The sequence below is a fragment of the Polaribacter tangerinus genome, from assembly GCF_038024095.1.
Taxonomy (GTDB): Bacteria; Bacteroidota; Bacteroidia; order Flavobacteriales; family Flavobacteriaceae; genus Polaribacter; species Polaribacter tangerinus.
The window spans coordinates 881,910-895,483 of record NZ_CP150668.1 but is presented as its reverse complement, the minus strand read 5'-3'; the positions used below and the strand labels follow the sequence as shown (position 1 = coordinate 895,483).

15 protein-coding genes are annotated in these 13,574 nt (G+C 31.1%); 12 read left to right on the top strand and 3 right to left on the bottom strand.

What is annotated here, in order from left to right; genetic code table 11:
• Positions 1–69: 69 nt before the first annotated feature.
• Positions 70–339: a 30S ribosomal protein S15 gene (rpsO, locus tag WHD54_RS04030; protein WP_088324461.1), complete on the bottom strand. Its 270-nt coding sequence runs from the start codon at positions 337–339 to the stop codon at positions 70–72.
• A 633-nt stretch (positions 340–972) separates the two neighbouring features.
• Between rpsO and WHD54_RS04025 the strand changes: the two genes are divergently transcribed.
• The 10 genes from WHD54_RS04025 to WHD54_RS03980 all read left to right on the top strand — a co-directional run bounded on the left by WHD54_RS04025 (position 973) and on the right by WHD54_RS03980 (position 8,981).
• Positions 973–1,797, top strand: a complete 825-nt coding sequence (locus WHD54_RS04025; RefSeq protein WP_088324462.1) for a prephenate dehydratase — start codon at positions 973–975, stop codon at positions 1,795–1,797.
• 1 nt (position 1,798) lies between these two features.
• Positions 1,799–2,941 carry a pyridoxal phosphate-dependent aminotransferase gene (locus WHD54_RS04020; protein WP_088324463.1) on the top strand — a complete coding sequence of 381 codons (1,143 nt, stop codon included), beginning with the start codon at positions 1,799–1,801 and terminating at the stop codon, positions 2,939–2,941.
• A gap of 32 nt (positions 2,942–2,973) precedes the next feature.
• Complete coding sequence (locus tag WHD54_RS04015) at positions 2,974–3,153, top strand: hypothetical protein (RefSeq protein ID WP_143744268.1); 180 nt, start codon at positions 2,974–2,976, stop codon at positions 3,151–3,153.
• A gap of 42 nt (positions 3,154–3,195) precedes the next feature.
• Complete coding sequence (locus tag WHD54_RS04010; protein WP_088324464.1) at positions 3,196–4,047, top strand: prephenate dehydrogenase; 852 nt, start codon at positions 3,196–3,198, stop codon at positions 4,045–4,047.
• Positions 4,048–4,069: 22 nt separating this feature from the next.
• Positions 4,070–5,152: a bifunctional 3-deoxy-7-phosphoheptulonate synthase/chorismate mutase type II gene (locus WHD54_RS04005; protein ID WP_088324465.1), complete on the top strand. Its 1,083-nt coding sequence runs from the start codon at positions 4,070–4,072 to the stop codon at positions 5,150–5,152.
• A gap of 270 nt (positions 5,153–5,422) precedes the next feature.
• Positions 5,423–6,379 carry a ribosome small subunit-dependent GTPase A gene (gene rsgA, locus WHD54_RS04000; protein WP_088324466.1) on the top strand — a complete coding sequence of 319 codons (957 nt, stop codon included), beginning with the start codon at positions 5,423–5,425 and terminating at the stop codon, positions 6,377–6,379.
• A 55-nt stretch (positions 6,380–6,434) separates the two neighbouring features.
• Entirely contained in the window at positions 6,435–6,887 is a 453-nt protein-coding gene (gene dtd, locus WHD54_RS03995; RefSeq protein ID WP_088324467.1) for a D-aminoacyl-tRNA deacylase, read from the top strand.
• Between the two features lie 5 nt (positions 6,888–6,892).
• Positions 6,893–7,537 (top strand): TatD family hydrolase, encoded by a 645-nt coding sequence (locus WHD54_RS03990; RefSeq protein ID WP_088324468.1) that lies wholly within the window; start codon positions 6,893–6,895, stop codon positions 7,535–7,537.
• Positions 7,534–8,253, top strand: a complete 720-nt coding sequence (locus WHD54_RS03985) for a tRNA threonylcarbamoyladenosine dehydratase (protein ID WP_088324469.1) — start codon at positions 7,534–7,536, stop codon at positions 8,251–8,253. The genes WHD54_RS03990 and WHD54_RS03985 overlap by 4 nt, the downstream gene beginning before the upstream one ends.
• An 80-nt stretch (positions 8,254–8,333) precedes the next feature.
• Complete coding sequence (locus WHD54_RS03980; RefSeq protein ID WP_088324498.1) at positions 8,334–8,981, top strand: YceI family protein; 648 nt, start codon at positions 8,334–8,336, stop codon at positions 8,979–8,981.
• 156 nt (positions 8,982–9,137) lie between these two features.
• On the opposite strand, the gene WHD54_RS03975 is transcribed toward WHD54_RS03980, so the two are convergent.
• A complete protein-coding gene (locus WHD54_RS03975) occupies positions 9,138–9,596 on the bottom strand; it encodes an Lrp/AsnC family transcriptional regulator (RefSeq protein WP_088324470.1) in 459 nt (152 codons plus the stop codon).
• A 160-nt stretch (positions 9,597–9,756) separates the two neighbouring features.
• Between WHD54_RS03975 and WHD54_RS03970 the strand changes: the two genes are divergently transcribed.
• Positions 9,757–10,956: an aminotransferase class V-fold PLP-dependent enzyme gene (locus WHD54_RS03970; RefSeq protein WP_088324471.1), complete on the top strand. Its 1,200-nt coding sequence runs from the start codon at positions 9,757–9,759 to the stop codon at positions 10,954–10,956.
• Positions 10,957–10,983: 27 nt separating this feature from the next.
• Here the strand turns inward: WHD54_RS03970 and WHD54_RS03965 are convergent, their stop codons facing one another.
• The gene (locus tag WHD54_RS03965; protein ID WP_088324472.1) at positions 10,984–12,006 is read right to left on the bottom strand and encodes a metal-dependent hydrolase; all 1,023 of its coding nucleotides are present in this window, start codon (positions 12,004–12,006) and stop codon (positions 10,984–10,986) included.
• Between the two features lie 82 nt (positions 12,007–12,088).
• Between WHD54_RS03965 and nhaC the strand changes: the two genes are divergently transcribed.
• On the top strand, positions 12,089–13,570 hold the full coding sequence (gene nhaC / locus WHD54_RS03960) for a Na+/H+ antiporter NhaC (protein WP_088324473.1): 1,482 nt from the start codon (positions 12,089–12,091) through the stop codon (positions 13,568–13,570).
• Positions 13,571–13,574 lie beyond the last annotated feature (4 nt).

The following is a 13,574-nucleotide window of genomic DNA, read 5'->3' as shown; positions in this document are numbered from 1 at the left end:
TATTTATAGATTAAAAGTGTTTGTTTCAAAAAAAAAGAGGCGCGTTTAAGCACCTCTTTATAGCAAGAATTATTTTCTAATTCCTAATTCTTTAATAATTGCACGATATCTTAAAATATCTTTTTTCTTTACATAATCTAATAAGCTTCTACGCTTACCAACCATCATTACTAATGAACGCTCTGTGTTAAAGTCTTTACGATTTCTTTTTAAATGTTCTGTTAAATGGTTAATTCTGTGCGTGAATAACGCAATTTGACCTTCTGAAGAACCAGTATCGTTTTTTCCTTTACCGTGTTTTTCGAAGATACTTTCTTTTACTTCTTTTGTTAAGTACATGCCAATATTATTTAAATGATTTTTATGCGTTTCAACAGATCTTTTCTATTGAAGGTGCAAATATACTATTATTTTTTACGAATATACTTATAATGTAAGCTAAAAAATTAATTTGACACCTTTTAGTAAATTGTAAACAATTAGTTTGCAGGCTATTATTTTTATTATTACAAGATATATGTTGTAGTTTTCTTTTTAATTACAGTTTTAAATTAACAAACATTATTAACTTTATTTATAAAATAGTAAAATTAGATATAATGGTTATCCGGTTTTAGATGATAATATACAACTATCTGATTTAGATGACGAGATAGAACTATTATTAAAAGAATAGCGTTTGTTTAGATGTATAGTATAGAATTTTTAGTTTTAATTGCGGTTTTTTTATCAAATTGTCAATTCTTTTATAAAAAACACAATATTATTTGTATATCTAAAATTAATCTTTAGATTTGTCACTCAAATAAAGAGCATAAAATGTTAAACAACACTTGGACACGTTTCTATTTTTACTTTTACTTTTTTAGTAAGAGGAGAGACTTTGTATCGTGTTGTTAAGAAGCATAAATTATATATAAAGTCTCGAATTTACTTCGAGGCTTTTTTTTTGATATTTTTTTATCACAAATAATGAAAAAAACAATCGCCATCCAAGGAGCAGAAGGCTCAAACCATCATAAAGTTGCTCGCGACTTTTATGGAAACAACATTCAACTAAAAGAATGCATGTCTTTCGATGTGTTGGTGGATTGCTTACTAGATAAAACTGCCAATTTAGGAGTAATGGCGTTAGAAAATACCATTGCAGGGTCTATAATTCCTAATTATGCGTTAATAGATAATAATAACCTACATATAATAGGAGAAGAATATTTAAATATTCATCATCATTTAATGTGTTTAGAGAATCAAACGATTGAAGATATAAAAGAAGTTTGGTCGCATCCTATGGCATTATTACAATGTAAGGAGTTTTTTAAAAATCATTCACATATAAAATTAGTAGAAGATGTAGATACTGCTGAGGTTGCTAAGAGAATATCTAAAGAAAACTTAAAAGGAATTGCTGCAATTGCTCCAAAAATAGCCGCTGAAATTTTCGATTTGACAATTATTGAAGATGAAATTCAAACGATTAAAGACAATTCTACACGATTTGTAATTGTACAAACGGATAAACCAGTAATAAACGAAGAGGTAAACAAAGCATCTTTAAAATTTCAATTGAATCATAAAAGAGGAAGTTTGGCAGCTATTTTAAATGTGTTGAGCGATTGTAAAATGAATTTAACTAAAATTCAATCTTTGCCAGTTATAGAAATGCCCTGGAAATATTCCTTTTTTGTAGATGTAACTTTTGATGATTACAAAGAATATGAGAAAGCAGTTGCTGTTATACAAATAATGGCCGAAGAGTTTAAAATATTAGGAACTTATAAAAACGGAAGAAAATAAGATGATACAGCCTGCAAAAAGATTAGACACCGTTCAAGAATACTATTTCTCTAAAAAATTAAGAGAGGTAAGAGAGTTAATGGCAGCAGGAAAACCAATTATCAATATGGGAATTGGCTCTCCAGATTTGCAACCACCAGCAAAAGTTTTAGAGGCTATTAAAGGAAGTTTACATGATGGTTCTGCACATAAATATCAGTCATATCAGGGCTTACCTGAATTAAGAAATGCAATTGCTACTTTTTACAAAGATAAATTTTCTGTAGAAATTAATCCAGAAAATGAAGTGTTGCCATTAATGGGAAGTAAAGAGGGGATTATGCACATTTCTATGGCTTTTTTAAATGAAGGCGATAAAGTGTTAATTCCAAATCCAGGATATCCAACATATACATCTGTAACAAAATTAGTGGGAGCAGAACCACTTTTTTATAATTTGAGTGATGCGACTAATTGGCAACCAAATTTTAAAGAATTAGAAAAACAAGACTTAAGTAATGTTAAAATTATGTGGGTAAATTATCCGCATATGCCAACAGGAACCAATGCAACTTTACAAACATTCGAAAAGTTGGTAGCCTTTGGTAAAAAGCACCATATTTTAATAGTTAATGATAATCCTTATAGTTTTATTCTAAATGATACACCTACAAGTATCTTACAAGTTAAAGGCGCAAAAGATATTGCTTTAGAATTAAATTCATTAAGTAAAACCTTTAATATGGCTGGTTGGCGAGTTGGTATGGTTTTAGGAAATGCAACATATATCAACGAAATATTAAAAGTAAAATCGAACATGGACTCTGGTATGTTTTATGGTATTCAAAAAGGTGCTATAGAAGCTTTACAATTATCTGATGATTGGTTTTTTAATCAGAATAAAATTTATCAAGAACGTAGAAAACTAATATGGGAATTAGCAGATAAATTAGATGCTGTGTACAATAAAAACGCAACAGGTTTATTTGTATGGGCAAAAATTCCTGAAGGGAAAAAATCTGAAGAAGTTACAGATAGTATTCTTTACGAGAAAAATATTTTTATCACACCAGGAACTATTTTTGGCTCTCAAGGAGAAGGATATATCCGTTTTTCATTGTGTGTAACCTCTGAAGTGATTAAAGAAGCGATTGGTAGATTTTAATTCAGTTGGCATTTGATTTTAAAAATATAAAAGTGAAGAAAAAGTTAGGTTTGTGGATGAGTTTAGGAGTTGCCTTAGGAAGTGCAATAGGATTAGTTCTGGGAAATATAGCTTTAGGAATTAGTTTGGGACTTTCTTTAGGAGTTGCCATTGGTATTACTCTTCAAAAAAAGGAAGTTCAAAAAAAAGCGAACAAAAAGAAATTAGAATAATATATCAAAACAATGGGCTTTAATCCATTGAAAATAAATACAATGAAAAATATATTTTTTATAGGAATTGGTTTAATTGGTGGCAGTTTTGCTATTGATATAAAAAAACATCTGCCAAATACTGTATTACATGGCATTAGTAGAAAAGACGAGACCTTAAACAAAGCATTAGAATTAAAATTAATCGATAAAAAAGCAACGTTAAACGATTTAGAAAATGCAGATTTGGTTATTGTATCAATTCCTGTAGATGCTACTGTAAAATTGCTACCCACTATTTTAGATAAAATTTCCGATACTACCTTAGTTGTAGATGCAGGTTCTACAAAAGAGGCTATTTGTAAAGCTGTTGAACATCATAAAAGAAGACGCAATTTTTTGGCTTGTCACCCCATTGCAGGTACAGAAAAATCTGGGCCAACAGCAGCCATTTCTGGCTTGTATAAAGGAAAAACAAACATTATTTGCGAAGTAGAAAAAACAACTTTTAAATTGCAAGAAACAGCATTAGACCTTTTTAGAGCTATTGGAATGCGTATTCGTTATATGGATGCCGTTTCTCATGATAAACATATTGCGTATGTTTCGCACCTGTCTCACATAAGTGCATTTATGTTAGGAAAAACAGTTATAGAAAAAGAAAAAAATGAACGCGATATTTTCGATATGGCAGGTTCTGGTTTTGAGTCTACCGTTCGTTTAGCAAAAAGTAGTCCTGCAATGTGGACACCAATTTTTAAACAAAACAAAGAAAATGTTATCGAAACATTAGAAGAATATATTGGCAATTTGCAACATTTTAAAGAGCTAATGCAACAAGATAATTTCTCTGAAATTTTTAAGGAAATGGAGAATACAAACTATATAAAACAAATTTTAAACGGCATAAATTAAATAAGCCAAAAACAGTAGAAAGATGAAGAATACAGCAGCATTAAGAACATGGTTGGACGATATGAAATTAGATCATCCACTAGTAATAGCAGGGCCTTGTAGTGCAGAAACTGAAGAGCAAGTTTTAAAAATTGCACACGAATTAAAAGATTCTGATGTAAACTATTATAGAGCAGGAATTTGGAAACCAAGAACAAGACCTGGAAATTTTGAGGGTGTTGGTGCCCTAGGTTTAGGCTGGTTAAAAAAGGTAAAAGAGCAAACAGGTATGAAAACTTGTACAGAAGTTGCCAATGCAGCACATTGTAAATTAGCTATAGAAAATGATGTAGATTTACTTTGGATTGGTGCCAGATCTACTGTTTCCCCTTTTATAATGCAAGAAATTGCAGATGCTTTACAGGGTACAGATAAAATAGTATTGGTTAAAAATCCGGTAAATCCAGATTTAGCCTTGTGGTTAGGAGGAATAGAAAGATTATATACTGCAGGCATAAAAAATTTAGGCGCCATTCATAGAGGATTTTCAACTTATGAAAAATCGAAATATCGAAATATTCCGGAGTGGCAGCTAGCAATCGAGTTTCAAAATAAATTTCCAGATTTACCATTAATTTGCGACCCTTCTCATATTACAGGGAACAGAGAAATGATTTTTGATGTTTCTCAAACAGCCCTAGATTTAAATTTTGATGGATTAATGATAGAAACTCATTTCGACCCAGATAACGCATGGAGTGATGCTGCACAGCAAGTAACACCCTCAAAATTGAAGCAAATTATGCAAGATTTAAAAATTAGAAAAGAAACTGAAACAGATTCGAGTTATAGAGACTCTCTAGAAAATTTAAGAGCTCAAATAAATGTTGTAGATGGTCAGTTAATCGAAATGATGGGAAAACGTATGGGAATTGCAGATAAAATTGGAGCATTAAAAAAAGAGAAGAATGTAGCAGTTTTGCAATCTAAACGTTGGAACGAGATTCTTGGAAATATGATTTTAGAGGGTGAAAGCAAAGGATTAAGTGAAGAATTTGTATTAAAAATGTTCAAAGCAATTCATCAAGAATCTATCAATCATCAAGAAAAAATAATTAATGCATAGTATTAAGGCGTTCCTTTATTTTAAAAAAAAATCAAAAAAAAGTCAGGCTTTCATTACTCACTTTACGCAAAAAGCGTAAGAGTTCAAACAGGCCATTCAATCCTTAACGCAAACAATTGCGTATACCTTATTTTTAGATTGTTACGAAACCCTATATTTGTGAGAACGAAATAGGTTTTTTTTGTTCGTACAAGAAAAATTAAATTTAAAAAAGTAAAATGAATAAACCCAATATTCTCATATTCACAAAATTTCTGCATCTTTGCAATAATGGTAGGAATCGTATATAAATCTACAGGAAGTTGGTACAAGGTAAAGACAGATGAAGGTCGGTTTTACAACTGTAGAATAAAAGGAAAATTCAGAATAAAAGGTATTAAAAGTACAAATCCTATAGCCGTTGGAGATAGCGTAGTTTTCGATATAGAAAAAAAGGGCGATGAAGAAATAGGTGTTATTAAAACAATCTTAGATCGAGACAATTTTATAGTACGTAAATCTGTTAATCTTTCTAAACAAACTCACGTAATTGCATCAAATATAGATCAAGTTTTTTTATTAATTACCATAAACAATCCACCAACCTTTACCACTTTTATAGATCGTTTTTTAGTTTCTACAAGAGCTTACAGAATACATACCATATTGTTATTTAATAAGATAGATTCTTATGCAATAGAAGAGCGAGCAGAGGTAATGTATTTGAAAGATATATACGAAGCTATCGGATACACATGTTTAGAAGTTTCTGCTACTCAACATACAAATGTTGCTGCTGTAAAAGAGATGATGGTAGGTAAAACATCAATGTTTGTTGGTCATTCTGGTGTAGGAAAATCAACTTTGGTAAATGCCATTGAGCCAACTTTAGATTTAAAAACAAAAGAAATTTCCGACCAGCACAATCAAGGAAAACACACCACTACTTTTGCCGAAATGTTCGACCTTAGTTTTAATGGTAAAATTATAGATACTCCTGGTATAAAAGGATTTGGAGTAGTAGATATTGATAAATTTGAACTTGGAGATTATTTTCCAGAGTTTTTTGCCTTAAAACAAAATTGTAAATTTAACAATTGCATTCATACCAAAGAACCGAATTGTGCTGTAAAAGAAGCCTTGGAAGAAGATAAAATTTCTTGGTCTCGTTATAAAAGTTATTTACAAATTTTAGAAGGAGAAGATGATAAGGAGCATTTTAGAACAGATGTTTGGGGAGAAGAATAAGGGTTAAATCATAACTTTAATAGAAATAGTTGTAGGAGGTAAATTTTACTAGAATATGAAAATTGTTTTACAAAGAGTATCGAGTGCAAACGTAACTATCAATCAAGAAAGAGTAGCTGAAATTGCAACAGGATTTCTTGTTTTATTAGGTATTGTAGAGGATGACACTCAGGAAGATATCGATTATTTGGTAAGAAAAATTATTAACCTTCGTATTTTTGATGATCAAAATGGCCTTATGAACAATTCTGTGCTAGAAGTAGATGGTGAAATAATTGTTGTGAGTCAGTTTACGTTATACGCTTCTACAAAAAAAGGTAACAGACCAAGTTATATAAAAGCTGCAAAACCAACAATTGCTATTCCACTTTACAAAAAATTCATAAAAACATTAGAAAATCAGCTTGGTAAAAGTGTAGGGAAAGGTGAGTTTGGTGCAGATATGAAAGTTAGTTTGACCAACAACGGACCAGTAACAATAGTTATAGATTCTAAGAACAAAGAGTAAATAACATGCTTTTTTTTGATGCGCACTCACATAATTTAGTTTCTCATAAAAAGGTAGTTACTATTTTTAATACATATCCTAATAAACTTCACACTACACATTACTTTTCTGTAGGTTTGCACCCTTGGTTTATTAAAAAAGATAATGTATTAGAAGATATTGCAAATTTAGAAACTGCCGTTCAGCACCCAAATTGTTTAGCCGTTGGAGAGTGTGGTTTAGACAAAGCTATAAAAACTGATTTTTTATTTCAAGAGCAATTATTTAAACGTCAAATTTTACTCTCAGAAAAAGTTACAAAGCCTCTAATAATTCATTGTGTAAGGGCTTATCAAGAAATTATAAGAATTAAGAAAGAATTAAATGTACACCAACCTTGGATTATTCATGGATTTAATAAAAATAATCAAGTAGCACAAAGCTTGCTTAAAAATGGTGTTTTTTTGTCATTTGGTTCTTCAATTATCCACAATAAAAAACTTCAAGAGGTTTTTAAGAAGGTTCCTTTAGATGCTTTTTTATTAGAAACAGATACTTCGACAACATCAATACAAGAAATTTATAGAACTGCTGCAACATTAAAAAAAATGTCTTTGGCAGAACTACAGCAAATATTAACAGAAAATTTTACAAAAATATTTACACTATGAGTTGGTTAGAAAGAACCGAATTATTGGTAACAAAAAGCGGGTTAGATAAATTGCAAAATGCAAATATATTGATAGTAGGTTTGGGCGGCGTGGGTTCTTTTGCGGCAGAATTTATTGCAAGAGCAGGTGTAAAAAATATTACTATTGTAGATGGAGATGTTTTTGATGAAACTAATAAAAACAGACAGTTACCAGCTTTAGATTCTACTATTGGTCAATCTAAAACAAGTGTGATTGCAGCTCGATTAAAAGACATAAATTCAGAAATTAATCTTACCGTTTTACAAGAGTTTTTAAGTCCAGAAAAGGCTTATGATATTGTGTCTAATGAGTATGATTATGTGATGGATTGCATAGATAGTATTACGCCAAAAGTTAATTTAATTGTTGCAGCAAGAAGAAAAAAAGTAAAAATTATTTCTTCTATGGGGGCGGGCGGAAAATTAAATGCTACCAAAATTAAAGTAAAAGACATCGCTAAAACCAAAAATTGTACTATGGCAAGATTGCTAAGAAAACGATTAAGGGAGCGCAAAGTAGACAAAGGTGTTAAAGCAGTGTTTTCTGATGAGGTGCAAATTGCAGAGAGTGTAAAAATTACAGATGGTACTAATTTTAAGAAATCTTTTTATGGCACCATAAGCTATATGCCAGCTGCATTTGGCTTACAAGCTGCAGCTCATGTTGTTAATTATTTGCTAAAAAGTAAAAAATAGTTTCCAGGGTAAATAAACACATTGTATATTTGCCATGGAAAATAAATAAATGTTCCACAAAATCTAAACTAATTAAAAAAATGAAGAAAATAATTTTATCGTTGGCAGTTGTTGCGACAGTTTTAACAGCCTGTAAAGAAAACAAAAAGGACAAAGTTCAAGTTAATGAAGAAGTAAAAGTTGAAGCTAAAGTAGCAGATACTTTTGAAAACAATGTAGATGTTGCGGCATCAGAAATTACATGGTTAGGCTCAAAGCCAACAGGAACTCATAACGGAGTAATCAGTTTAAAGGAAGGTTCTTTAGTAGTAGAAAATGGTACATTAACTGCCGGATCTTTTGAGATAGATATGACCTCTATAACTGTGTTAGATATTCCTGCAGATGCTAAAGGAAATGCAGACTTAAAAGGACATTTATCATCACCAGATTTCTTTGACGTTGCAGCTTTTCCTACTTCAAAATTTGTAATTACAAGTGTCGAAGACAAAGGAGATAAACTACACGTTACAGGAAATTTAACTCTTAAAGAAACAACTAAAAGCATTACCATTCCTGCAGTTATTTCTACTGAAGGAAATGTTACTACTTTTAAAAGTGATACTTTTAGTGTAGATAGAACAGATTTTGGAATTACCTACAAGTCTAAGAAAATTGATGCTGCACTGAAAGATAAGTTTATTAACGACTTAATGGAAATTTCTTTTACTGTAAAAACGAAAGCATAATTTAAACTTTTAATTTATGAATAGTTATACAAAAGGAAGACCTTGTGGTTGCGGATTAACATCAGACAAAGACGGTAATTGCGATGGTTCTCACGTTAATAAATAAGAAATTACAATACTAATAAAAACCCAAAACGAAAGTTTTGGGTTTTTTTATTACAAACTTATGGTGGTCGTATTTTTAACTTCTTCAATGGCAAAGGTACTATGTGTGCTTCCAATATATTTAATAGCGGTTAGTTTAGAAACCATAAAGTTTCGGTACTCATCCATATCTTTAACATAAATCTTTAAAATATAATCATACTCTCCACTTACATGAAAACATTCTGAGACTTCTCTTAGTTTTAAAATTTCTCGCTCAAAAGTTGTAACGTATTCTATTGAATGTTGTACCAATTTGATATGACAAAAAACTAAGAATGCTTTTTCAATTTTTTTTCTGTTAATAATTGCTACATATTTTTCAATTACATGTAGATTTTCTAATTTTTTTATTCTTTCATATACAGCTGTTACAGAAAGGTTTAATTGAAGAGAAAGTTGTTTAGTGGTTTGTTTGCTATCTTTTTGTAATAAAGAAATGAGCTTTTTGTCTGTGGCGTCTAAATTCATTGGTTAAAAAAAAACTATAAATAAGTGTTTATGTTTAATTTATTAAATATAAAATCTAAATTTTATCAAAAATAAAGAAAATAAAACTATATATGCTTAAATGTATTGATTATTATTCTTAATTTTTGTCTCTTTGGATATTATTAAAAAAATAATTTATATGAAACTTAACCCAGCCGACGCTATTCAAGATGTACAAAACTTTGGTGAATTTGGAGGAGTAAATCCTTCTATTTCAGATTCTTCTACGTATACTTTTATGTCTGCTAAAACAATGGTAGATACTTTCGAAGGAAACACCGATGGTTGTCATTTATATGCCAGACATACCACCCCAAGTAATTTATATTTGGGAGCGGCATTAGCTACTATGGAAGGTACAGAAGCAGCCAATGTTTCTGCCTCGGGTATGGGAGCAATTACATCTGTGTTGCTTCAGTTAGCGGGAGCAGGAGATCACATTGTTTCTAGTCGAACTATTTATGGTGGTACGTATGCTTTTCTTAAAAACTTTACCCCGAGGTTGGGTATAAAAACTAGTTTTGTAGACATTACAAAGCTAGACTTAGTAGAGGCAGCAATTACGCAAAATACCAAAGTTTTATACTGCGAAACTGTTAGTAATCCGTTGTTAGAAGTGGCAGATATTAATGGCTTATCTTTACTAGCAAAAAAATATAATCTACAATTAGTAGTAGACAATACTTTTTCTCCGCTTTCTATTTCGCCAGCTAAACTAGGTGCAGACGTAGTAATTCATAGTTTAACAAAATTTATTAATGGTTCATCAGATACTGTTGGAGGTGTAATTTGTGGTACTCAAGAGTTTATTAATGAATTAAGAAGTGTAAATGATGGCGCTTGTATGTTGTTGGGGGCTACAATGGACTCTTTGCGCGCATCATCTATTTTAAAAAATTTACGCACCTTACATATAAGAATGAAGCAACACAGTAAAAATGCAGCATTTTTGGCAGAAAAGTTTCATGAAAAAGGTGTTAAAACTGTATATCCTGGTTTGCCTTTTCACCCTTCTCACAAAATTTTTAATAAGATGATGAATGCCGAGTTTGGTTACGGTGGAATGCTAACTATAGATGCGGGTTCTCTAGAAAAAGCTACCATACTTATGGAACTAATGCAGAAAAAAAATGTTGGATATTTGGCTGTTAGTTTAGGCTTTTATAAAACGTTATTTTCTGCGCCAGGTAGTTCTACTTCATCAGAAATACCAGAAGACGAGCAACAACAAATGGGATTAAATAGTGGGTTAATTCGCTTTTCTATTGGTTTAGATAACGATATTGAGAGAACATATAAAATAATAGAAAGTTGCTTATTTGAGGTAGGAGTTTTGTAGTAAAGACTATATAAATTATAGTAAAGACTAAATACCCCAAAACCTAGAAACAAACTTTACAAAATCTTCATTTTTTGGAGGATTTCCTGCGAATGGTAGAATATCCCATGTGTTATTTTTTCTTACTAGTGTAAAATTAAAAACACTAGTTTCTAAATTTTCAGTATCCAACATCGGGTATCGTAAATCTGTATATTTATAGGTATTTGAGCTGGTATTTTTAGAAATACTGTAATAACCATTACTAAACCATATTAGTTTTTGTAAGTTCACATCCTTTGTATCTAATCGTGAACCACTTTTTGGAATTGTAATAATTTTATCAGTAGTGTTTTTTTTATCAAATAAAGAGTAAAAAGCTAAATGGTATGCATCTTCTGTTTCTCCAACAGCGTACCATAGTATGTTGTTAAATATAGTTGGTTGTGCAGAAAAACGATTTACAAAGATTTGTGCTTTGTCAAATGATGTCTTAAAAACAGTGTCGATATATATTTTATTGGCAACTGTAAATGTTAAGTATATACTGCTTATAATAATTCCGGTTTTTAACCATTTGGTTCTTCTATTATTAGTTCTTTTAAAAAATAAAACTCCAATTACACATATTAAAAAAGGCAGTGTATAAAATGGATCTACAACAGAAATGGTATTTAGAGCTACTCTGTAATCAGAAAAAGGAGCAAATAATTGGGTGCCATAAGGTGTAAAACAATCTAAAATTGGATGTGTAAAAATGCTCCAGAAAAATAGAGAAATCCAGTTTTTTAGAGTTGTGGTATGTTTTCTTTTTTGGGTATCATATAATCTAAAAGTAATCCATCCAAATAGAATAGCGCCTAAAATAGCAAACATAATAGAATGCATAAAGCCTCTATGAAAAACCATTGCTTGTATTTCATTTTGATAAAAAAGTTTCCCAATAAAAACATCTAAATCTGGAATTGTACCAGCTATAGCTCCAAATAACAATGCTTTGTTGCCTATTTTTTTACCTAATACAAGCTCACCACAAGCAGCACCTAAAACTATTTGAGTTAATGAATCCATAGTTACAAATATAATAGAACCAATTCATTTGATTTGCATAACTTCATGTAAAATCGTAACATTACAAACCAAAATATACACTATGCCAAGCGATAAGAACCTAACAGAAATATCAATAGAAAATCAAAAAATTATTAATAACAAAGAGTTAACTATCTGGGAAGCATTATTTCCTGTTTTTGCCTTGGTTGCTATGTTGGCCTATAATGTTTATGTTTTTGGTGATGATGCTTTAAGTGGAAGTAATCAATTTATTTTATTATTGGGCGGTGCTGTAGCTGCATTTGTAGGTTTTAGAAATAAAGTTTCGTATCATAGAATGATAGAAGAGGTTGCCGAAAACATAAAATCTACAGCAGGAGCCATTTTAATTTTACTAATGGTTGGTGCTTTGGCAGGAACTTGGTTAATTAGTGGAATTATTCCTGCCATGATTTATTACGGATTACAAGTGTTGAATCCAACAATATTTTTGGCAGCTTGTTTAATTATTTGTGCAGTTATTTCTGTAGCTACAGGAAGCTCTTGGACTACATCTGCAACGGTAGGTATCGCATTAATTGGTATAGGAGAGGCTTTAGGAATTTCTATTGGAATGACAGCTGGTGCCGTGCTTTCTGGAGCTTATTTCGGAGACAAAATGTCGCCAATGTCAGATACCACTAATCTTGCGCCAGCAATGGCTGGAACAGATTTATTTACACATATAAAATACATGGCTTTTACAACAGTTCCTACTATCGTAGTAACTCTTATAATTTTTGTGATTTTAGGTTTTTCTCAGAGTGCTAGTGGAGAAGCAGATGTGAACGCCTTATTGTTAGACATAGAAAAATCGTTTCATATCTCTCCTTGGTTATTTATAGTTCCTGTAGTAGTTATCCTTTTAATTGCTAAAAAAACACCGCCTTTAATTGCTTTATTAGCAGGTACAATTTTCGGAGCAATTTTTGCACTAATTTTTCAACCAGATATAGTTGCTAATATTACTGGTGTTCAAGAACTAGATTTTAAGTCTGCTTATAAAGGTGTTTTACAAGCAATAACAGTAGAAACTTCTGTACCAACAGAAAATACTGCTTTAGCAGATTTATTTACAGCCGGAGGTATGTCTAAAATGCTAGGAACTATTTGGCTTATTTTATGTGCAATGGTGTTTGGAGGTATTATGGATGCTATTGGTGCATTAGCAAGAATTAGCGCTTTTATGTTGCGTCTTTTCGATTCTGTTTTCGGACTTTTTGCGAGTACAGTATTTACTTGTATAGGTTTAAACTTTACTGCATCAGACCAATATTTGGCAATTGTTGTGCCTGGAAAAATGTATGCAAAGGCATATGCCGATAAAGGGTTGGCTCCAGAAAATTTAAGTAGAACATTAGAAGATTCGGGAACGGTTACGTCTGTATTAATTCCTTGGAATACCTGTGGCGCTTATCATTCTGGTGTTTTAGGAGTATCTGTGGCAGAGTATTTTGTATATGCTATCTTTAATTACCTTAGTCCTTTTACAACCTTGTTGTTCGCAGCGTTTAAAATCAAAATAAAGCAATTGGTAAAGTAAAATA

Bases quoted from the DNA above. Each gene is read 5' to 3' on its own strand.
- rsgA (WP_088324466.1), top strand. From the start codon at position 5,423: ATGGTAGGAATCGTATATAAATCTACAGGAAGTTGGTACAAGGTAAAG.
- WHD54_RS03970 (WP_088324471.1), top strand. From the start codon at position 9,757: ATGAAACTTAACCCAGCCGACGCTATTCAAGATGTACAAAACTTTGGT.
- WHD54_RS03965 (WP_088324472.1), bottom strand. From the start codon at position 12,006: ATGGATTCATTAACTCAAATAGTTTTAGGTGCTGCTTGTGGTGAGCTT.
- nhaC (WP_088324473.1), top strand. From the start codon at position 12,089: ATGCCAAGCGATAAGAACCTAACAGAAATATCAATAGAAAATCAAAAA.
- rpsO (WP_088324461.1), bottom strand. From the start codon at position 339: ATGTACTTAACAAAAGAAGTAAAAGAAAGTATCTTCGAAAAACACGGT.
- WHD54_RS04010 (WP_088324464.1), top strand. From the start codon at position 3,196: ATGAAAAATATATTTTTTATAGGAATTGGTTTAATTGGTGGCAGTTTT.
- dtd (WP_088324467.1), top strand. From the start codon at position 6,435: ATGAAAATTGTTTTACAAAGAGTATCGAGTGCAAACGTAACTATCAAT.
- WHD54_RS03980 (WP_088324498.1), top strand. From the start codon at position 8,334: ATGAAGAAAATAATTTTATCGTTGGCAGTTGTTGCGACAGTTTTAACA.
- WHD54_RS04020 (WP_088324463.1), top strand. From the start codon at position 1,799: ATGATACAGCCTGCAAAAAGATTAGACACCGTTCAAGAATACTATTTC.
- WHD54_RS03985 (WP_088324469.1), top strand. From the start codon at position 7,534: ATGAGTTGGTTAGAAAGAACCGAATTATTGGTAACAAAAAGCGGGTTA.
- WHD54_RS04005 (WP_088324465.1), top strand. From the start codon at position 4,070: ATGAAGAATACAGCAGCATTAAGAACATGGTTGGACGATATGAAATTA.
- WHD54_RS03990 (WP_088324468.1), top strand. From the start codon at position 6,893: ATGCTTTTTTTTGATGCGCACTCACATAATTTAGTTTCTCATAAAAAG.
- WHD54_RS03975 (WP_088324470.1), bottom strand. From the start codon at position 9,596: ATGAATTTAGACGCCACAGACAAAAAGCTCATTTCTTTATTACAAAAA.
- WHD54_RS04025 (WP_088324462.1), top strand. From the start codon at position 973: ATGAAAAAAACAATCGCCATCCAAGGAGCAGAAGGCTCAAACCATCAT.